The 18,404-nt window shown below is 68.2% G+C and carries 25 protein-coding genes; 16 read left to right on the plus strand and 9 right to left on the minus strand.

Annotated features, from left to right (window positions below):
• Positions 1 to 2 precede the first annotated feature (2 nt).
• On the plus strand, positions 3 to 719 hold the full coding sequence (locus tag AC3WPZ_RS19495; RefSeq protein ID WP_291112634.1) for an RNA polymerase sigma factor FliA: 717 nt from the start codon (positions 3 to 5) through the stop codon (positions 717 to 719).
• Positions 720 to 863: 144 nt separating this feature from the next.
• Here AC3WPZ_RS19495 and AC3WPZ_RS19500 read toward each other — a convergent pair whose 3' ends face one another.
• Positions 864 to 1,436, minus strand: a complete 573-nt coding sequence (locus AC3WPZ_RS19500; RefSeq protein WP_382323247.1) for a putative glycolipid-binding domain-containing protein — start codon at positions 1,434 to 1,436, stop codon at positions 864 to 866.
• 8 nt (positions 1,437 to 1,444) lie between these two features.
• Positions 1,445 to 1,945, minus strand: coding sequence for a DUF2059 domain-containing protein (locus tag AC3WPZ_RS19505; protein WP_382161728.1), 501 nt, complete (start codon positions 1,943 to 1,945; stop codon positions 1,445 to 1,447).
• Positions 1,946 to 2,056: 111 nt separating this feature from the next.
• On the opposite strand from AC3WPZ_RS19505, the gene AC3WPZ_RS19510 reads away from it, so the two are divergent.
• From AC3WPZ_RS19510 to AC3WPZ_RS19520, 3 genes are all read left to right on the plus strand, one after another.
• Positions 2,057 to 2,428, plus strand: a complete 372-nt coding sequence (locus tag AC3WPZ_RS19510; RefSeq protein ID WP_382161725.1) for an ankyrin repeat domain-containing protein — start codon at positions 2,057 to 2,059, stop codon at positions 2,426 to 2,428.
• A 61-nt stretch (positions 2,429 to 2,489) separates the two neighbouring features.
• On the plus strand, positions 2,490 to 3,128 hold the full coding sequence (locus AC3WPZ_RS19515) for a LysE family translocator (RefSeq protein WP_291112628.1): 639 nt from the start codon (positions 2,490 to 2,492) through the stop codon (positions 3,126 to 3,128).
• A 9-nt stretch (positions 3,129 to 3,137) separates the two neighbouring features.
• On the plus strand, positions 3,138 to 3,425 hold the full coding sequence (locus AC3WPZ_RS19520; protein ID WP_492441083.1) for a putative quinol monooxygenase: 288 nt from the start codon (positions 3,138 to 3,140) through the stop codon (positions 3,423 to 3,425).
• Positions 3,426 to 3,441: 16 nt separating this feature from the next.
• On the opposite strand, the gene AC3WPZ_RS19525 is transcribed toward AC3WPZ_RS19520, so the two are convergent.
• The 7 genes from AC3WPZ_RS19525 to flgA form a co-directional block, all read right to left on the minus strand.
• Entirely contained in the window at positions 3,442 to 3,837 is a 396-nt protein-coding gene (locus tag AC3WPZ_RS19525) for a VOC family protein (RefSeq protein WP_492441086.1), read from the minus strand.
• Between the two features lie 33 nt (positions 3,838 to 3,870).
• On the minus strand, positions 3,871 to 4,269 hold the full coding sequence (locus AC3WPZ_RS19530) for a hypothetical protein (RefSeq protein ID WP_444688482.1): 399 nt from the start codon (positions 4,267 to 4,269) through the stop codon (positions 3,871 to 3,873).
• 57 nt (positions 4,270 to 4,326) lie between these two features.
• Positions 4,327 to 4,563: a hypothetical protein gene (locus tag AC3WPZ_RS19535; protein WP_291112623.1), complete on the minus strand. Its 237-nt coding sequence runs from the start codon at positions 4,561 to 4,563 to the stop codon at positions 4,327 to 4,329.
• Positions 4,550 to 4,744 (minus strand): hypothetical protein, encoded by a 195-nt coding sequence (locus AC3WPZ_RS19540; RefSeq protein WP_291112621.1) that lies wholly within the window; start codon positions 4,742 to 4,744, stop codon positions 4,550 to 4,552. The genes AC3WPZ_RS19535 and AC3WPZ_RS19540 overlap by 14 nt, the downstream gene beginning before the upstream one ends.
• Before the next feature lie 177 nt (positions 4,745 to 4,921).
• Positions 4,922 to 5,302 (minus strand): hypothetical protein, encoded by a 381-nt coding sequence (locus tag AC3WPZ_RS19545; protein ID WP_382161717.1) that lies wholly within the window; start codon positions 5,300 to 5,302, stop codon positions 4,922 to 4,924.
• Positions 5,303 to 5,328: 26 nt separating this feature from the next.
• A complete protein-coding gene (gene flgM, locus AC3WPZ_RS19550; protein WP_382161714.1) occupies positions 5,329 to 5,646 on the minus strand; it encodes a flagellar biosynthesis anti-sigma factor FlgM in 318 nt (105 codons plus the stop codon).
• A gap of 131 nt (positions 5,647 to 5,777) precedes the next feature.
• Complete coding sequence (gene flgA / locus AC3WPZ_RS19555) at positions 5,778 to 6,509, minus strand: flagellar basal body P-ring formation chaperone FlgA (protein WP_291112615.1); 732 nt, start codon at positions 6,507 to 6,509, stop codon at positions 5,778 to 5,780.
• Between the two features lie 194 nt (positions 6,510 to 6,703).
• Between flgA and flgB the strand changes: the two genes are divergently transcribed.
• From flgB to AC3WPZ_RS19615, 12 genes are all read left to right on the plus strand, one after another.
• The gene (gene flgB / locus AC3WPZ_RS19560; protein WP_382323255.1) at positions 6,704 to 7,117 is read left to right on the plus strand and encodes a flagellar basal body rod protein FlgB; all 414 of its coding nucleotides are present in this window, start codon (positions 6,704 to 6,706) and stop codon (positions 7,115 to 7,117) included.
• A gap of 17 nt (positions 7,118 to 7,134) precedes the next feature.
• Positions 7,135 to 7,539, plus strand: coding sequence for a flagellar basal body rod protein FlgC (gene flgC, locus AC3WPZ_RS19565; RefSeq protein ID WP_291112611.1), 405 nt, complete (start codon positions 7,135 to 7,137; stop codon positions 7,537 to 7,539).
• A gap of 26 nt (positions 7,540 to 7,565) precedes the next feature.
• On the plus strand, positions 7,566 to 8,228 hold the full coding sequence (locus AC3WPZ_RS19570; RefSeq protein WP_382323256.1) for a flagellar hook assembly protein FlgD: 663 nt from the start codon (positions 7,566 to 7,568) through the stop codon (positions 8,226 to 8,228).
• A 50-nt stretch (positions 8,229 to 8,278) separates the two neighbouring features.
• A complete protein-coding gene (gene flgE / locus AC3WPZ_RS19575) occupies positions 8,279 to 9,493 on the plus strand; it encodes a flagellar hook protein FlgE (RefSeq protein WP_382161698.1) in 1,215 nt (404 codons plus the stop codon).
• Between the two features lie 37 nt (positions 9,494 to 9,530).
• Entirely contained in the window at positions 9,531 to 10,268 is a 738-nt protein-coding gene (flgF, locus tag AC3WPZ_RS19580) for a flagellar basal-body rod protein FlgF (RefSeq protein WP_382161695.1), read from the plus strand.
• A 25-nt stretch (positions 10,269 to 10,293) separates the two neighbouring features.
• The gene (gene flgG, locus AC3WPZ_RS19585; RefSeq protein WP_382323257.1) at positions 10,294 to 11,076 is read left to right on the plus strand and encodes a flagellar basal-body rod protein FlgG; all 783 of its coding nucleotides are present in this window, start codon (positions 10,294 to 10,296) and stop codon (positions 11,074 to 11,076) included.
• Positions 11,077 to 11,085: 9 nt separating this feature from the next.
• On the plus strand, positions 11,086 to 11,781 hold the full coding sequence (locus AC3WPZ_RS19590) for a flagellar basal body L-ring protein FlgH (protein WP_382161689.1): 696 nt from the start codon (positions 11,086 to 11,088) through the stop codon (positions 11,779 to 11,781).
• A gap of 52 nt (positions 11,782 to 11,833) precedes the next feature.
• The gene (locus tag AC3WPZ_RS19595) at positions 11,834 to 12,952 is read left to right on the plus strand and encodes a flagellar basal body P-ring protein FlgI (RefSeq protein ID WP_382161686.1); all 1,119 of its coding nucleotides are present in this window, start codon (positions 11,834 to 11,836) and stop codon (positions 12,950 to 12,952) included.
• Positions 12,953 to 13,819 carry a flagellar assembly peptidoglycan hydrolase FlgJ gene (gene flgJ / locus AC3WPZ_RS19600; RefSeq protein WP_444688479.1) on the plus strand — a complete coding sequence of 289 codons (867 nt, stop codon included), beginning with the start codon at positions 12,953 to 12,955 and terminating at the stop codon, positions 13,817 to 13,819.
• Between the two features lie 13 nt (positions 13,820 to 13,832).
• The gene (flgK, locus tag AC3WPZ_RS19605) at positions 13,833 to 15,746 is read left to right on the plus strand and encodes a flagellar hook-associated protein FlgK (protein ID WP_382161680.1); all 1,914 of its coding nucleotides are present in this window, start codon (positions 13,833 to 13,835) and stop codon (positions 15,744 to 15,746) included.
• Positions 15,747 to 15,907: 161 nt separating this feature from the next.
• Positions 15,908 to 17,125, plus strand: coding sequence for a flagellar hook-associated protein FlgL (gene flgL, locus AC3WPZ_RS19610; RefSeq protein WP_382161677.1), 1,218 nt, complete (start codon positions 15,908 to 15,910; stop codon positions 17,123 to 17,125).
• Between the two features lie 19 nt (positions 17,126 to 17,144).
• On the plus strand, positions 17,145 to 18,344 hold the full coding sequence (locus tag AC3WPZ_RS19615) for an HDOD domain-containing protein (RefSeq protein WP_382161675.1): 1,200 nt from the start codon (positions 17,145 to 17,147) through the stop codon (positions 18,342 to 18,344).
• The last annotated feature ends 60 nt before the right edge of the window (positions 18,345 to 18,404 follow it).

The raw sequence follows: 18,404 nt of genomic DNA on the forward strand, positions 1-18,404 counted from the left end.
AGATGTACACCGCCAAAGGCACCCTCAACCGGGACGACCAGTTGCGCAAATACAGCCCGCTGGTGCGCCGCCTCGCTCACCACATGATCGCCAAGCTGCCGCCCAGCGTGGAGCTCGACGACCTGATCCAGGTCGGCATGATCGGCCTGACCGAAGCCATCGCGCGCTTCGAGCCCACCCAGGGCGTGCAGTTCGAGACCTTCGCCAGCCAGCGCATCCGCGGCGCGATGATCGACGAATTGCGCGAGGGCGACTGGATGTCGCGCGGCTCGCGCAAGAGCCAGAAAGACATCGAGCAGGCCGTGCACCGCCTGCAGCAGAAGCTGCACCGCGTGCCCAAGGAAAGCGAGATCGCCGCCGAGATGGGCATGAGCCTGGCCGACTACCAGCACCTGCTGGCCAAGGTGCGCGGCACCCAGCTCGTGTACCTGGAGGACATCAGCGGCAACAGCGACGACGAAGACGGCTTCCTGGACCGCCACATGGGCGACCACGAGGCCGACCCCTCGGCCGTGCTGCAGGACCACCGCATGCGCACCGCCCTGGTGGCCGCCATCAAGGTGCTGCCCGAGCGCGAGCAGCAGATCATGTCGATGTACTACGAACACGACATGAACCTGAAGGAGATCGCGGCCGTGCTGGGCGTGACCGAGTCGCGCATCTGCCAGCTGCACAGCCAGTCGATCGCGCGGCTGCGCTCCAAGCTGCGGGCGCATTGACGGAAATAGAAACACCCCCCTGCGCCGCTGACGCGACTTCCCCCCTCCGTGGCGCGCCTTCGGCGCTTCGAGGGGGGACGGCAGCTTGGGCCGGCGGAGCCGGACCCTCGCTGCCTCTGGCCAGTGCCGCGCGCCGGTAATGCCTCAGATGCGCTTGAAGAGGCCTGGGTAGTCGAGAACGATGCCGTCTTCGTCCACCGGCAGATCCACCTGGAATCCACTGCCGTCCAGGCTCTCGAAACGGTAGAGCCGCTCGGCCAGGCGCGTGTAGGCCTGGGGCTTGGCCTGCACCGTGAGTTCGGGGGCGCTTACCCAGGCCATGCGGAACTCGCGGCGCTCGCCCACGGCCATCGGCTCGCGCCGGATCGGAAAACTGTTGGTGAAGGGCGTGGGCCAGATGTCGATGTCCAGGCAGCCCTCCAGCTCGCGCAGCGCGCGGTTGTTGCCGTCGTGCCAGTGGCCCTGGCCGTCGGTGCGCAGGCTGAGCGCGCGCGAGGCCTGGGCGGTGTCCACCAGCAGGTCGGCCCGGCGCAACTGCCACGACCGTCCCCAGGCCAGCCGGTAGCTGAGCCGGAACGGGCCGCTGGTTTCATCGAATGCCAGCACCACGGCGCTGGCCTCGGTGTCCGACAGCAGCAGGTGCTCCAGTCCCACGCCCTCGTGGGTCGGGTTCCAGGTGGGCTGCCAGCAGAGGGTGCGGGTGTCGGTGTGGGCCATGGGGAAGCCTACTGCGCCAGCCGCGCTTCCTTCATCACCTCCACCATCTCGGCCTGCAGCTTGGGCATGAAGGCCTGCAGCTGTTGCTGCGAGGCCTCCATGGAGCGCTGCATCACCACCGGCATCTTGGCCACGAAGGCCTGGCCGACCGGGCTCTGGTAGAAGGCGATGAGGCCGTCGACCTCGGCCTGCTCGAAGTTCTCGCGGTAGATCTGCACCATCATGGGCTCCAGCTTGGCCCAGGTGATCTCCTCGCGCATCACCTTGGCCAGCCGTGCCGGTGCCAGCTCCATCACGCGCGCCTGCTGGGCCGTCAGCGCCTTGCCTTTCGTGGCGGCCTGCATGCCCTGGCGGATCATCTGCTCCATGTTGGCGTACAGGGTGTCCATCATCTTGTCCGACTGCGTGACCGACAGCAGCGTAGCGATGGAGGCGTCCGAAGGCGGGGCGGCGTGGGCCGACAGGGTCAGGGTGCCGGTGAGCAGGAGGGCGGCAAGGGTTTGTTTCATGGTCATGGCGGCGGCCTGCGGGTAAGGTTCGGGGAAGGTGATCGGATGATTGAAACACAGCGCCCGGGCCCCGCGTGGGTGGCCGCGTGGGCCGTTTGGAAAGGAGGAGGGATGTCCGCTGGAGACTGGAAAGAGCTGTACCAGGCGGCCTGCGAGGGCCGCATCGAGCTGGTGCGCTACCACGTGAGGGAGCGGGTGAACCTCGACCACGCGCACCCCGAGTACCTGTCCACGCCGCTGGTGGCCTGCATCCTGGCCCGGCAGGAGGCGGTGGCCCATCTGCTGCTGGACCACGGTGCCAACCCGCTGCTGCTGTCCGAGTTCGAGGCCCTCACACCGGTGCAGGCGGCGCGCCAGGCCGGGCTGAGCGGGCTGGAGGCGCGGCTGCGCGCCATGGGGGCGCCGGACCCGGCCGCGCGGCAGCCGGCGCGGGGCGGCTGGCTCGCGCCCCTCCTGGGCCGCTGGCTGTGGTGGGCGAGGTGAACACGGGGTTGTTCGGCCTGGCCTAGGATGTGGGGTCCCCACCTTCACCGAGGTTTTTTTCATGGTTCCCCTGAACGACTGGCTGCTCTTTGCCGGCGCGGCCCTGCTGATGGCGCTGACGCCCGGCCCCAACATGGTCTATCTGATCTCGCGCTCGATCTGCCAGGGCCGACGGGCCGGCGTGATCTCGCTGTTCGGCGTGGTGGCCGGCTTTCTGGTGCACATGTTCACCGCCGCGGTGGGCCTCACGGCGCTGTTCATGGCCGTGCCGCTGGCCTACGAGATCCTGAAGTGGGCCGGCGCGGCCTACCTGCTGTACCTGGCCTGGCAGGCGGTCAAGCCGGGCGCGCGCTCGCCCTTCGAGGCGCGCGACCTGCCGCAGGATTCACCGCGCAAGCTGTTCGCCATGGGCTTTCTCACCAACCTGCTCAACCCCAAGATCGCGGTGTTCTACCTCGCGATCTTTCCGCAGTTCGTCTCGCCCGAGCATGGCTCGGTGTTCGTGCAGAGCGTGGTGCTGGGGCTGACCCAGATCGTGTTCAGTTTCAGCGTCAACCTGAGCATCGCCCTGTCGGCCGCGAAGCTGGCGCGCTGGTTCCAGCACAACCGCCGCTGGCTGGCGGTGCAGCGCTACGTGATGGGCGGTGTGTTGGCCGCGCTGGCGGTGCGGCTGGCTGCCGAGCAGCGCCGCGTGGCCTGACGCGCGGCCATGCTCAAGGTCATCGCCCAGGATTTCATCCGGTTGGAGTGCCTGGCCCAGGTCGAGCCGCTGTACCGCGAACTGGTGGAGAAGACCCGGCAGGAGCCGCTGTGTCTGGCCTACGAGCTCTGCGTCAACCAGAAGGACCCGGGGCATTTCATCTTCATGGAGGCCTGGCCCGACCGGGCCGCGCTGGACGCGCATTGCCAGACCGAGCACTTCCGCCGGCTGGTGCCGCAGATCGACCAATGCCAGCGCCAGGCCGGCACCTTTTTGTTGATGGACGTGGTGGCCTGAAGGCCGTGCCGGGCGCTCAGCCTGCTGCCGGCGCGCGCGCGTAGCTCACGGTCAGCATTTCCCACTGGTGGCCATCGGGCTGGTTCCAGTAGACGATGCGCCCGCCGTGGGCCGTGTCCACCTTCGAATCGACCGGCCCGTGCACCAGGCTGCGGTAGGGAATGCCGGCGGCCTGAAGGCGCGCGAGAATGGCGTCGAACGCGTCGTCGCTCACGCGAAACGCGAAGTGGATGTTGGGCACGGGCCCATCCCACTGATCGAAGTCGAGGGTCAGGCCGTCGTTGACGTAAACCGGCGCGAACGGCCCGATGCCGCTGGCGGACCAGGGCACGCCGAGCAGCTCGGCGAGTTGCCGCGCGGCGGCGATCTTGTCGCGAGACGGCACGAGCAGGTGATCGAGTTGAATGTTCATCGCGATGCCGCCGTGCGCCTGGGCCGTCGGAGTTCAGTAGGAGCGCAGCGCGATGCCCCAGTGGCCGGCGGAGCGGGTCACGATCCAGAGGTTGTGGTACCGGTTGAGCACCTCGCCCGCCGCGGTGCGCCCGGTGTAGTCCACCAGGAAGTGCACCTTGTCGGCGCTTGCCAGCACGGGGGTGATCGACTCGGTTTGTGTGCGCGCCCAGCCCGTGGCGCGCAGGCTGGCGAAAAAGTCGCTCGGGAGCTGGCCCGGCGCGAACCATTCCAGGCGGTGCGAACCGGAGAGCATGGTGTGCGGGAAGTTGAGCTCGGCATCCATGCCGGTCAGATCTTCGGCGTTGAAGGCGGTGGCGAAACGGTCGATGCAGGCCCAGGCTTCCACCGTGTCTGCGCTGTTCAGACTGTCGGGGGTGGGGTTCTCGTTCATGGCTGGAGCGAAAAATGGATCACTTGTCCATCATGTTGGCGCCCGCGCAAAAAGGCGTCAACCCTGCTGGCAGAGCGCGCCGGGATGTTCCCAGCCGGAGCCATTGCGGGGCCATTCGACCAGCACGCCTTCTTCGGTCTGGGCCACCACGCGGCCGTCCACGCGGTCCAGGCTGCCTTTGTGAAGGCGGTTGACACGGGCGCCGGCAGCGAACTGGGGCGTCTGGAAATAGGATTTGAGCAATTCGATCATGGTGTGGGTCTCGGGATCGGGATGAGGGTCAGAAGGCGCCATGGTGGTGGTGGCCTCGGTGGGCCTGGTCCCAACGGCGTTGCATGTCCTCCAGCTGGTGGAGGCTCTTGGCGGTGCTGAGGTATTCCTCCAGCCCGTCGGAAGCGCCGGCGGCAGCGCGGCGGAAAAAGTGGCCAACGGCACCAGCCAGTCGGGTCCACAAGGAAGTGATGAGGGTGTTCATGGCAATCAATCTAAGGGTTAACCCGTATTTTAGAAGGGCTGCCGCTAAAAAGGTACATCCATCAGATTGGCTAATGAGATATCAGAGGCGATCTCTCAAAGCACCTTCTGGACACGGATGGATTCTGTAGACGTAAAAAAACCGGCAGATGCCGGTTTTGACGGGAGAAGAAGAGACTCAGGCGGTCAGGAAGCCGCGCCCCGCGCCGCCGAGCGGTGAGGGTTTGACCATGCGGCCGTAGGTGGGCTGGCGCTGCAGCGACTGTTGGGGCAGCAGGCTGGCGACCGCGCGTTCGTTCTGGGCGTTGGAGCGCAGCACGGCCTGGCGCAGCTGGGCGAAACGCTGCGCGGCGCTCTGGGTGTCGCGGCGCAGCGCGCTGTCGGGGTCGGCGAAAGCCGGCGTGCGGGGGGCTTGCTGCAGCACCGCCTGCATGGCCGCGCTGGCCTGTTCCACACCGGGCGCATCGCCGCGCAGCAAGGCGGCTTCGAGCGCATCGAGTTCGGCCTGCAACGAGTCGATCCAGGGTTGGTGGGGCGTCGTCGTTGCGGCTGAGGTCATGGTGCGGTCGGTGGGGGGTGGAGAAATCAGGCCTTGCTGCCGTTGAGCATTTCGGCGGCGTTGGCCAGCATCTTGTCGGCGATGGCTTCGGGGTTCACCTGGAAGGTGCCGTTGGCGATCGCCGCTTTCATGGCTTCGACTTTTTCCGTGTTGAACACCTCGTTGCCGCCCGAGCCCAGGGCCGAGACGGTGGAGGGGGACAGCGTCACGGTCACGCCCTGCGGCTTGGCCGTGGGGGCGCCTGCGGCGGCCAGTTCGGCGACCGCTGCGGGTTTTTCGGCGGCCTTCTGGGGACCACCGGCCACGGAACCTATATAGGAATCGGGTGACGAATCGACTTTCATTTCACGCTCCAAACCCCGTAGTCAGGGTGATGTGTGAGAACTATCGACCTGGGTGGAACGAACTTTAGGCATTTTTGAGGAGCCGGTTCGGGCAATCCGTCACGTTGGCGGGGCCGTCGCGGACGTCCGGCTCAAAGCGCCATCTCAACGGTCTGGTCTTCCTGCACCAGACCGGTGACCACCCGCCCGCCGGGCAGGCGGATGCGGGCGGACTGCCCGACCAGGCCGGCGGTGAGCGCCAGGCCGGTCACGGAAATGCTGAACCCGGTGCCGCTGCTGTTGACCCGCACCTGGTCGCCCGCGGCGAAGGCCTTGGTCGGGCGCACCATGTTCTGGCGGATCGCCAGGCCCGGGGTGAGGGCGAAGGCGGTTTCCTGGCCGATCCACATCTCGGGGCGGGCCAGCACCGTGGCGGGGCTGGCCGCCCAATCCACTTCGGCCAGTTCGGCGTCTTCTTGAGTGAGGGTGGCACCGGCGTCCACCGGGCGCTTGATCACCCAGGCCGGGCCGAAGGCCTTGACCGTGACCGGCACGAAGACGTTCCAGCGCGAAGGGCCCTCGACGCAGCGCAGGCCGATGCGGCTGCGGCCCCACAGGCGCGAGCCGGCCGGCAGGTGGGGCTCGACCCTGGCGCAGGGCGCCAGGCGCAGGCGGGTGTCGAGCGCGCCCATCACGACCTCGGTGCGCAGGGGCAGGGCCTCGTCTTTCGGGATCGCGGCCTCCAGCGCGGGCTGCAGCCACGCGCGCGCGGTCTTCTCCAGTTCGTCGGTCTGGTTGTTCGCGTGGGCCGTGCCCAGGCCCGGCAGCAGCAGGGCCAGGGCCCAGCCGCAGGCGGCGAGCAGGCGGTGCAGGGTGGGGCGCATGGGCGGTCTCCGATGGGTGGTCAGGCCTGCACTGTAGGCCGGCGGCCGCCCGGACAAAGGCGGGAAATGGCTTGCAAAGCGGCGCTTGTTCCGGCCATTGGCGACCCTCAAGATTTCCATAATTCGTCCAACCCCCGGTATCTGGGCCTCCCTCTGGAGACCCGAGCCGGCCCCCAACCTTGCTGGAGTGGACGATGCTTGAACAGATGACCGGCCGGCTGGACTTCCATGCCAACGCCCTGCTGCTGCGCTCGCAGCGCCAGCAGGTGATCGCCAGCAACATCGCCAACGCGGACACGCCCGGCTACGTCGCGCGCGACTTCGATTTCGCCAGCGCGCTCAAGAATGTCTCGGGCATGCAGACCGGCGCCACCGCCGGCGTGACCCAGACCAACGCCCAGCACATGCGCCTGGGCACCACCAGCGCGGGCCCGGCCCGGCCCGACATGGCCTACACGGTGCAGACCCAGCCCAGCCAGGACGGCAACTCGGTCGACCTCGACCGCGAGCGCGCCAACTTCGTGGACAACAGCGTGCGCTACGAGTCCACGCTGCGTTTCATCAATGGCCACGTGAAGACCATGCTCAGCGCCATCACCGGCCAATGAGCTGAAAGGACCCTGTCATGTCGATGTTCTCCATCTTCGGTGTCTCGGGCAGCGCGGTCAGCGCGCAGTCCCAGCGCCTCAACGTGGTGGCCTCCAACCTGGCCAACGCCGACGCGGTGGCCGGCCCGGACGGCCAGACCTACAAGGCGCGCCACATCCTGTTCCAGACCGTGCCCATGGGCGGCGAGGGCAATGCGGGCGTGAAGGTGCAGAACATCGTGGAGAGCGACGCCCCGGGCCGCCGCGTGCACAACCCCACGCACCCCAGCGCCGACGCCGAAGGTTATGTGACGCACGCCAACGTGAACCCGGTCGAGGAGATGGTCAACATGATCTCGGCCTCGCGCTCGTACCAGAACAACGTCGAGGTCATGAACACGGCCAAGTCGCTGTTGCTCAAGACCCTGCAAATGGGGCAATGAGCCCGACTTTTGGAAAGACCTGACCCATGTTCATGACCCCCATCGACATCAGCAAGCTGGGCAACACGCCCGGCAGCACGACCGGCACCTCGGCCCAGAACAGCATGGACCCGAAGGCCTCGCAGGACCGCTTCCTCAAGCTGCTGGTCGCGCAGCTCAACAACCAGGACCCGTTGAACCCGATGGACAACGCGCAGATGACGACCCAGATGGCGCAGATCAACACGGTCAGCGGCATCCAGGAACTCAACGCGACGCTCAACAACATGGCCGCGCAGTTCTCCTCGCAGACCGCGCTGCAGGGCACCTCGCTGATCGGCCGCGAGGCCCTGCTGCCGGGCGACAAGCTCACCTTCAAGGACGGCCAGGCCAAGGCGGCGTTCTCGCTCGACACCAAGGCCACCGACGTGAAGGTCGACATCATGGGCACCAACGGCGAGGTCATCAAGACCGTCGAGATGGGCGCGCTGGGCAGCGGCCTGCACCGCTTCAACTGGGACGCCGAGGGCGTGGACCCTGCGACGGTCAAGGGCTTCAAGGTGCGCGCGGTCGACGGCAGCGAACCCGTGGACACCGTGTCGCTGCAGCGCATGACCGTGGACTCGGTGAGCTTCTCCGGCGGCTCCATCTACATGCTGCTGCAGGACGGCAGCACCCGCGCCTACAACGACGTGCTCGCGTTCATGTGAGCGCCTGAGCCTTTTCCCACACACCGCTTTCCCCTCCTAAGGACATCACCATGGCATTCCAGCAAGGACTCTCCGGCCTGAACAGCGCCAGCCGCAACCTCGACGTGATCGGGCACAACATCGCCAACGCCAACACGGTGGGCATGAAGAGCTCGCGCGGCGAGTTCGGCGAGCTCTACGCCAGCTCCGTGAACGCGGCCGGCGGCGTGAACTCCGGCATCGGCGTGGCGCTGACCACCGTGTCGCAGCATTTCACGCAGGGCAACATCACGGTGACGGGCAACGACCTGGACGTGGCCATCAACGGCTCGGGCTTCTTCGAACTCAACATGCCCAATGGCACGGTCGCCTACAGCCGCGCCGGCATGTTCAAGCTCGACAGCAGCGGCAACATCATCACCAACGGCGGCGCCAACCTCATGGGCTACCCGACCGCGCCCGATGGCACGCGCCTGAGCTTCGACACGCAGCCGCTGCGCCTGCCCACCGGCGGCCCGATCCCCGCGCGCCAGACCACCAATATCCTGGCCGAATTCAACCTCGACGCGCGCGCACCGGTGGCCTCCACGCAGACGCCGCCCACGCCGCTGTCCACCTACGGCACGTCCCTGGTCGCCTACGACTCCCAGGGCCTGGAGATCCCGGTGGCGCTGAGCTTCGAGAAAATCGGCAACAACCAGTGGAACGTGTACACCGGCGTCAACGGCGCCGACCCCGCGGCGTCCACGCCCTTCGTCGTGAGCTTCCTGCCGGACGGTTCGCTCGATCCGGCCTCGACGATTCCGCAGCTCACGCTGACCTCGCCCAACGACCCCACGGTGACCTTCAACGTCGATCTCGACTTTGGTGCCGCGACGCAGTTCGGCACCAACTTCGCCGTGAGCGACCTGGACCAGGACGGTTACCGCCCGGGCCAGTTCCTGGGCCTGAAGATCGGCGAGGACGGTCTGGTCAGCGGCCAGTACTCCAACGGCGAAACCCGCGCCGCGGGCCAGATCGCGCTGGTCAACTTCCGCAACACGCAAGGCCTGCAGCCCACCGGCGGCGGCAACTGGACGGCCACCTTCACCTCGGGCGACCCGCTGCACGGCGAGCCCGGCACGGGCAACTTCGGCGCCCTGCGCTCGGGGGCGCTGGAAGACTCCAACGTCGACATCACGGCCGAGCTGGTCAACATGATGACCGCGCAGCGCACCTACCAGGCCAACGCCCAGACCATCAAGACGCAGGACCAGGTGCTGAGCACCCTCCTGAACATGCGCTGATCCAGATCCGCGCCTGAGCTGAACGAAGGAGCCCCGCATGGACCGCATGATCTACACCGCGATGACCGGCGCCAACGCCGCGCAGTACCGGCAGCAGGTGCTGGCCAACAACCTGGCCAACGTGTCCACGCCGGGCTTTCGCGCCGAACTCTCGACCTTCCGCGCGGTGCCGGTGCGCGGCGACGGCGCGAGCACGCGCGTGTTCGCCCTGGAAGCCACGCCCGGCCATTCCGACCTGCCCGGTTCGATCGCCGCCACCGGCCGCAACCTGGACGTGGCCGCGCGCGGCAACGCCTATTTCGCGGTCCAGGGGCTGGACGGCACCGAGGCCTACACCCGCGCGGGCGCGCTCGAAGTCAACCAGGACGGCACCCTGGTCAGCGGCCAGGGCCTGCCCATGTTGGGCGATGGTGGGCCGATCGTGGTGCCCGAAGGCGCGCGCGTGGACATCGCCTCCGACGGCACCGTGAGCACGCGCGTGGGCAACCAGCCTTCGCAGACCGTGGGCCGCCTCAAGATGGTCATGCCCGACGCCGACAACCCGCTGCGCCGCAGCGAGGACGGCCTGTTCCGCGGCCCGCAGGGCGACCCGCTGCCCGCGAGCGACGTGGCCCGCCTGCAGGACGGCGCGCTCGAAGGCTCCAACGTCAATCCCATGGAGGCCATGGTCGGCATGATCGCCGTGGCCCGCCAGTTCGAGGTGCAGATGCGCATGCTGCAGAACGGCGAAACCAATGACAAGACCGCCAGCCAGCTGCTGAGCATGAACGGCTAATCACTTTCCCCTTGCGGAGCACACCATGATCAATTCGCTGATGATTTCCAAGACCGGCATGCAGGCGCAGCAGATGCAGCTGGACGTGATCTCGAACAACCTGGCCAACGTCTCCACCAACGGCTTCAAGCGCGCCAACGCGGTGTTCGAAGACCTGATGTACCAGAACCTGCGCCAGGTGGGCGCCAACACGGCCGAGCAGGCCGAGCTGCCCACGGGCCTGCAGGTGGGGCTGGGGGTGCGCACCGTCGCCACCTCGCGCAACTTCTCGCAGGGCAGCCTGCAGCAGTCGGACAACCCGCTGGACATCGCGGTCAACGGCAACGGCTTCTTCCAGGTCGAGATGCCCGACGGCACCACCGCCTACACGCGCGACGGCAGCTTCAAGGCCGACGCGCAGGGCCGCATCGTCACCAACAGCGGCTACCCGCTCACCGCCGGCATCACCGTGCCGGCCGAGGCGCAGAGCATCACCGTCTCGTCCGATGGCGTGGTCACTGTCAAGCTGCCGGGCAACCCCGCGCCGCAGCGGGTGGGCGCCATCGAGCTGGCCAGCTTCATCAACCCGGCCGGCCTGGAGCCCATGGGCCAGAACCTCTACGCCGAGAGCCTGGCGTCGGGCAACCCCATCAACGGCGCACCCAACTCGGCCGGCATGGGCTCGCTGATGCAGGGCTACGTCGAAACCTCCAACGTCAACGTGGTGCAGGAACTGGTGACCATGATCCAGACCCAGCGCGCGTATGAAATGAATTCCAAGGCGATCCAGACATCCGACCAGATGCTGCAGCGCCTGAGCCAGCTGTAAGGACCCGCCATGTTGCGTTTCGCCCTCATCCTGTCGCTCGCCGTGCTCGCCTCCGGTTGCGAAACCCTGCAGCGCACGCCCCAGGTGGACCTGGTGCCGGCCCAGCCGGTGCGCTACGCGCAGCAGGCCCCCATGGCCGCGCCCACTGTCACCGTCGCGCCCAGCGGCAGCCTGTTCCAGGCCGTGAGCTACCGGCCCGCGTTCGAAGACCCGCGCGCGCGCATGCCAGGCGACATTCTCACGGTGCAGATCACCGAGCGCATCAACGCGACGCAGAAGTCCTCGTCGTCGGTGGACCGCACCGCCAACGCATCGGCCGGTGTCTCCGCGCTGCCCTTCATCAGCCCCAGCAGCTCGCTGCTGGGCAAGCTCGACGTGGGCGCGAATTCGTCCAACAAGTTCGCCGGCAACGGCGAGACCGAGAACGCCAACACCTTCACCGGCTCCATCACCACCACGGTGCAAGAGGTGCTGCCCAACGGCCACCTGCTGGTGGTGGGCGAGAAACAGATCGGTGTGAACCAGAACGTGGACGTGCTGCGGTTCTCCGGCACGGTGGACCCGAAACAGATCCGCCCCGGCAACGTGGTCGCCTCCACCCAGGTGGCCAATGTGCGCATCGAGTCGCGCGGGCGCGGCCAGCAGGGCGAAGCGCTCTCAATTGGCTGGTTGGCACGGTTCTTTTTGACCGTTCTCCCGTTCTGATGCCGTTGCATGATGGCTCACCCCTTTGCTGGGGCTCCGTGGGAACCATGACATGACTATCGACCGACTGTTCCGAAACTTGATGCTGTTGTGTGGCGTGCTGCTCTGCCTGCCCGCCGCCGCCCAGGCGATCCGCATCAAGGAAATCGCGGCGGTGCAAGGCGTGCGCAGCAACCAGCTGACCGGCTATGGCCTGGTGGTGGGGCTGGACGGCACCGGTGACCAGACCACGCAGATGCCCTACACCACGCAGAGCCTGAACAACTACCTGCAGCAGCTGGGCCTCTCGTTGCCGCCGGGCACGAACATGCAGTTGAAGAACGTGGCGGCCGTGATGGTCACCGCGCAACTGCCCGCCTTCGCCCAGCCCGGCCAGGCCATCGACGTGACCGTGTCCTCGGTCGGCAACGCCAAGTCGCTGCGCGGCGGCACGCTCATCACCACACCGCTCAAGGGCGCCGACGGCGAGATCTACGCGCTCGCGCAAGGCAACCTGCTGGTCGGTGGCGCGGGCGCCTCGGCCGGCGGCAGCAAGGTGCAGGTCAACCACCTGAGCGCGGGCCGCGTGCCCGGTGGCGCGCAGGTGGAGCGCGCGGTGGCCACACCCTTCGCCCTGGGCGACACCATCGACCTGGGCCTGAACTCCAACGACTTCCAGACCGCCAGCCGCGTGACCGACGCCATCAACAAGGTGATGGGTGCCGGCGTGGCCAGTGCCATGGACGGCCGCGTGGTGCGCCTGCGCGCGCCGGCCGACCCGAGCCAGCGCGTGAGCTTCCTGGCCAAGGTGGAAGACATCCGCCTGGACGCCACCATCCCCATGGCGCGCGTCATCATCAATTCGCGCACCGGCTCCATCGTGATGAACCAGGCCGTCACGCTCGGCGCCTGCGCCGTCTCGCACGGCAACCTCTCGGTGAGCATCAGCTCCACCCCGGTGATCAGCCAGCCCAACCCGCTGTCCGTGGGCGGGCAGACCGTGGTGACCGAGAAGGCCGACATCCAGATCCGCCAGGACAAGGGTTCGCTCGTCAAGATCGACACCGCGCCGCAACTCTCCGACGTGGTGCGCGCCCTGAACTCGCTCGGCGCCACGCCGCAGGACCTGCTCGCCATCCTCCAGGCGATCAAGGCGTCCGGCGCGATGAACGCGGAGCTGGAGGTCATCTAAGTGAACACGCGTCCGCTCACGCCCAGCGGCCTGGCCGCCGACCCGACAGCGCTCAACGCGCTGCGCTATGGCTCGGGCAAGGGCGATGACAAGGCCGCGCTGAAAGAAGCGGCCAAGCAGTTCGAATCGCTCTTCATGCGCGAACTCATCAAGAGCATGCGCGAGGCGACACAGAAGTCCGGCCTGATGGACGGCGAGGGCAGCAACCTGGGCATGGACCTGCTCGACCAGCAGTTCTCGGTGCAGCTCTCGGGCCTGCCCGGCGGGCTGTCCGAAGCCATCGAGCGCCAGCTCGGCCGCCAGATGACCAACACCGACGCCACCCGGGGTGGCGGCAGCGGCGCCCTCTCCGCCACCGGCGACACCAGCACCGTGGGCCGCGCGAACGCGGGCCCGCGCCAGGCCGGTTTCGTGGAGCAGCACAGCGAGGCCGCGGCCACCGTGGCGCGCGAGTCCGGCATTCCCGCCAGCTTCATGATCGGCCAAGCCGGCCACGAGACCGGCTGGGGCCGCAGCGAGATCAAGCATGCCGACGGCACGCCCTCGCACAACCTGTTCGGCATCAAGGCCACGGACAGCTGGAAGGGCAAGGTCGCCGAGATCACGACCACCGAGTACATCAACGGCGAGCCGCGCAAGGTGACGGCCAAGTTCCGCGCCTACGACTCCTACGCCGATTCGTTCCGCGACTACGCGCGCCTCATCGGCAACAGCCCACGCTACGAAGGCGTGATGGACCAGCTGCATTCCGTGCAAGGCTTTGCCAGCGGCCTGCAGAAGGCCGGCTACGCCACCGACCCCCAGTACGCGGCCAAACTCAGCCGCGCGATCAACTCCACCCTGAGCCTGCAGCGGGCGCAGGGCTGAAAGAGAGCACGCCATGTCCGCCCTCAACATCGGCGCCCGCGCGCTCAATGCCAACCTCGCGGCCCTGCAGGTCATCGGCAACAACATCGCCAACGTCAACACGCCCGGCTATTCGCGCCAGAACGTGATCCAGCAGTCGTCGGGCTACCAGCAGATGGGCAACGGCTACTTCGGCATGGGCGTGGAGATCGCCACCGTCGAACGCTCGCACAACCAGTACCTCACGCGCGAAGCGCAGAAGGCCGGCTCCGTGGCCTCCGCCGATGCGCTGCGCTATGCGCGCCTGCAGCAGCTGGAAAGCGCCTTTCCCACCGGCTCGGCGGGCCTGGGCACGGCGCTCAACGACATGCTCAACGCCTGGACCGACGTCTCATCCTCGCCCGGCAACCTGACCGCGCGCGTGGTCGTGATCGCCAAGGGCGAAGAACTCGCCTCGCGCCTGCGCAACACCGCCAGCCAGATCGACTCGCTGCAGCACACCACCAAGCAGCAGGTCGGTGGCGCGGTCAACATCATCAACGGCCTGGCGCAGGACCTGGCCAAGGTCAACGCGCGCATCACCGAGAGCCAGGGCAACGGCCACACACCCAACGACCTGCTCGACCAGCGCGACAAGATCCTGGGCGACATCAACAAGTACGTGCAGACCACCAGCGTGCCCGCGGCCGACGGCAGCGTGAGCGTGTTCATCGCCGGCAGCCAGCCGCTCGTGCTGGGCACGCGCGCCAACGCGCTGGCCGTGGGGCAGGACAGCACCGACAGCGCGCGCGTGGCGCTCTCGTTCGTGCAGGGCGGCGTGAGCACACCGATCCCGGACGCCAGCCTGGGTGGCGGCGAACTCGCCGGCCTGATGCGCTTCATGAACGAAGACCTGGTCGACGTGCAGAACCTGCTGGGCCGCATGGCCCTGGCCACGGCCACCACGGTGAACAACCAGCACAAGCTGGGCGTGGACCTGCAGGGCAACCCGGGCCAGAACTTCTTCAACCAGCCCGCTGGGGCCGTGGGCCTGCCCCGGCCGGGGAACAACGGCACCGCCGAAATCAGCGCCAGCGTGGCCGACCCGACCGCGCTCGTCGCCTCCGACTACGAACTGCGTTTCGAGACCGGCGGCATGAGCGTGGTGCGCCTGTCCGACGGCACCTCCACCCCCGTGACGTCCCTGCCCGCCGTGGTCGATGGCCTCACCTTCAACCTCGACAACGGCGCCGGCTCGCCGGGCGACCGCTTCCTGGTGCGCCCCTACGCCGCCGCCGCGCGCGACCTGCAGGTGGCGATCGGCTCGCCCGACAAGCTGGCCGCGGCCAGCCCGGTCATGGTCACGCCCGGCACCGGCAACTCCGGCGGCCTGAGCGTGGAGAGCCTGTACGCCTCGTCGGCCTCGCCCAACCTCACCGACCCGGTCACCATCACCTTCCTGGCCGACGGCAGCTTCACCGCCACCGGCCTGGGCCCGGGCAACCCGCCGCCCGACAACCCCGGCCCGCCGCCGAGCTACAACTTCAAGCCGGGCCAGTCCATCACCCTCAACGGCTGGAGCCTCACCATGCGCGGCAGCCCGGGCGCGGGCGATACCTTCAGCATCGGCGCCGCGCCCGCTGGCGCGATCTCGCAGAACGCGGGCAACGGCGCCGGCATGCTGGGCCTGCGCGACCTGCCCACCTACGGTGGCGTGCCGCTCTCCGATGGCTACGTCAGCCTGTTCTCCGACATCGGCACGCGCGTGCAGGGCGCCAAGTTCGCCGCGGACTTCTCGGCCAACGTCGCCAACACCGCCGAGACCGCGCGCGCCAACGTGGCCGGCGTCAACCTCGACGAAGAAGCCGCGCGCCTGCTGCAGTACCAGCAGGCCTACCAGGCCTCGGCGAAATTCCTCCAGATCGCCCAGAGCACCTTCGACAGCCTGTTGCAGACCGTGGGTCGCTAGATATGAACACCCCCCTGCGCCGCTGCGCGGCTTCCCCCCTCTCTGGCGCGCCTTCGGCGCTTGGAGGGGGGACGGCATCTTGGGCCGGCGGAGCCGGACCCTCGATGCCTCTGGATGGCGCTCGGCTCGATCTCGAGCTTCGGAAAGATTGAGGAAAATTCATGCGAATCTCCACCGCCCACAGCTACGACAACACCATCGCCATCCTGACCCGCCGCCAGGCCGAACTGGCCGCGCAGCAGGAGCGCGTGTCCACCGGCCTGCGCGTGCAGAAGGCCAGCGACGACCCGGTGGCCGCCACGCTGGCCGAAACCGCCGCCAACCGCCTGGCCCGCACCACGGCCGACATGCGCGCGCTGGAAGCCTCGCGCGCCAGCCTGCAACAGGCCGAGAGCGGCCTGAAGGAATCGGGCGACCTGATCCAGCGCGTGCGCGACCTGCTGGTGACCGCCGGCAACGCCACCTTCACCGACGCCGAACGCGAAGACGTGGCCAAACAGCTCGAAGGCCTGCGCGAGCAGCTCATCGCCGTGGCCAACCGCAAGGACAACGCCGGCCGCACCCTCTATGGCGGCCTGGGCGGTTCTTCCACGCCCTTCGTGGACCTTTACGGCCCCAGCGGCAGCGGCGTGCAGTTCGACGGCCAGCGCGGCCAGGCCGCCGCCGGCAACAGCTCGCTGCCGCAGGCGCTCGACGGCGACGCCATCTGGATGCGCGTGCCCCAGGGCAATGGCACCTTCACGCTCGGCGTGCCCACCAGCAACGCCGGCAACGTGAGCACCACCATGGGCAACGTCACCAACGCCGCCGCGCTCACCGGCGACGACTACGACATCACCTTCGCCGAGGTCGGCGGCGTGATGCAGTACACCGTGACCAACGCCACCACGGGCACGCCGGTGCCCGGCCATGTCGGCCAGCCCTACGTGGCCAACAAGACCATCGAATTCGACGGCATGTCGCTGGAGCTGCGCGGCAAACCCGCCGCCGGCGACCGCGTGGAACTGCGGCCCGTGACCACCACCACCGACATCTTCTCGGTCGTGCAGAACGCCGTGGACGCGCTGCGCTACAACGGCCCCAACGAAAGCGCGTACCACGCCCAGGCCATGGCGCGCGCCATGACCGAGGTGGACGCCGGGCACGACCGCGTGCTCGCCGCCCGAGGCCGGGCCGGTGAATGGCTCAACCGCGCCGACTCGCTCAACGCCCAGATGGAAGACGGCTCGATTGCCCTCAAGACCGAGAACGCCCGCCTGGTCGAACTTGACCCGATCAAGGGCCTGTCCGACCTGCAGACCCAGCAGCTCGGCCTGGAGGCCGCCATCAAGACCTACGCACAGGTGCAGCGCCTGTCGCTCTTCCAGGTGATCAATTGACCTGCGTTCCCCTCTTCTCATGATCATCAGCCATACCGTGTTGGACAGCATCGCACTGGGCTACGAGCCCGTGTGGAACCGCGCGCGCGAACTCGCCGCCGTGCGCATGGGCGTGCGCGCCGTGCACCCCGAATCCGTCGACGCGGCCCATCTCATGCAGGCCCTGGGCGACGACTGGCCCGCCAGCGCGCCGGTGCTCATCCTCAGCGTGGACAGCCCTCGGCTGCTGCAGCAGGCGCTGGCCTGCGCGCCCGTGCAGAACACCTGGCTCGAAGTGCCCGCCGCCCTGTTCGAACAGCCCGAGACCCTGGCCCGCCTCACGGCCGGGGCCCGGCGCGGGCACCGGCTGCTGCGCCGCACCGACCTGGCCGCCGTGCGCGGCGAGGGCCTGGCCCCGGCCGATGCGCGCAACCTGCTCAAACTCGGCGCCGAATCCGTGCCCGCCGGCCTGATCGGCCAACTGGTCGAAGGCGTCACCACGCAAACCCTGGCGCGCCAGTGCCTGGACGACGCCGGCGCCTGGGGCGTGCTCGGCTGGCCCGACAGCGACGTGCTGCACGCGCACCGCCACCAGCCGCTGAACTACGACGGTGCCGTGGTCAAGCAGATCCTCATGGCCATCGGCGACGAAGACTGCTCCATCGAACACCTGGAACGCCTGGTGCGGCAAGACCCGGTGCTGGTCTACCGCATCCTGCTGATGGTCAACTCCGCCGCCTTCGGTGGGCGACATGAAATCGGCTCGCTGCGCCACGCCTTGATGATGCTGGGCTTTCGCGAGCTGGGCCGCTGGCTGGCCGAACAGCTGCCCAGCAGCGAAGCCGACCGCGACCTGCACCCCGTGCGCTACGCCATGGTGATGCGCTCGCGCCTGGCCCAGCACCTGCTGGCCACCGGCTCGGAAGACAACCTGCGTGGCGAGGTCTACACCACCGCCTTGCTCTCGCAACTCGACCGCCTGCTGCACCAGCCGCTGGGCGAACTGCTCAACCGCCTGCCCCTCTCGGGCCGGGTGTTCGACGCCGTGCTGCGCCACGACGGCCCCTACCACCCGCTGCTCGACGTGGCGCGCGCCCTGGGCGAACCCGCCCAGCTGCACCGCCTGCCGGCGGTGTGCCAGCGCCACGACATCAGCCTGGAGCACGCCAACCGCGCGCTCATCCGCATGCTGGCCACCAGCCGCGACCACGCCAGCCCGAGGTCCGAGCGACTGACCTAGCGAGCCCGGGCGGCGCGCTACGATGGAGACCATCATGACCTCCGCGCCCCCCGCCTCCAC

It is taken from the genome of Hydrogenophaga sp. FW305-3-2-15-A-LB1, assembly GCF_058787875.1.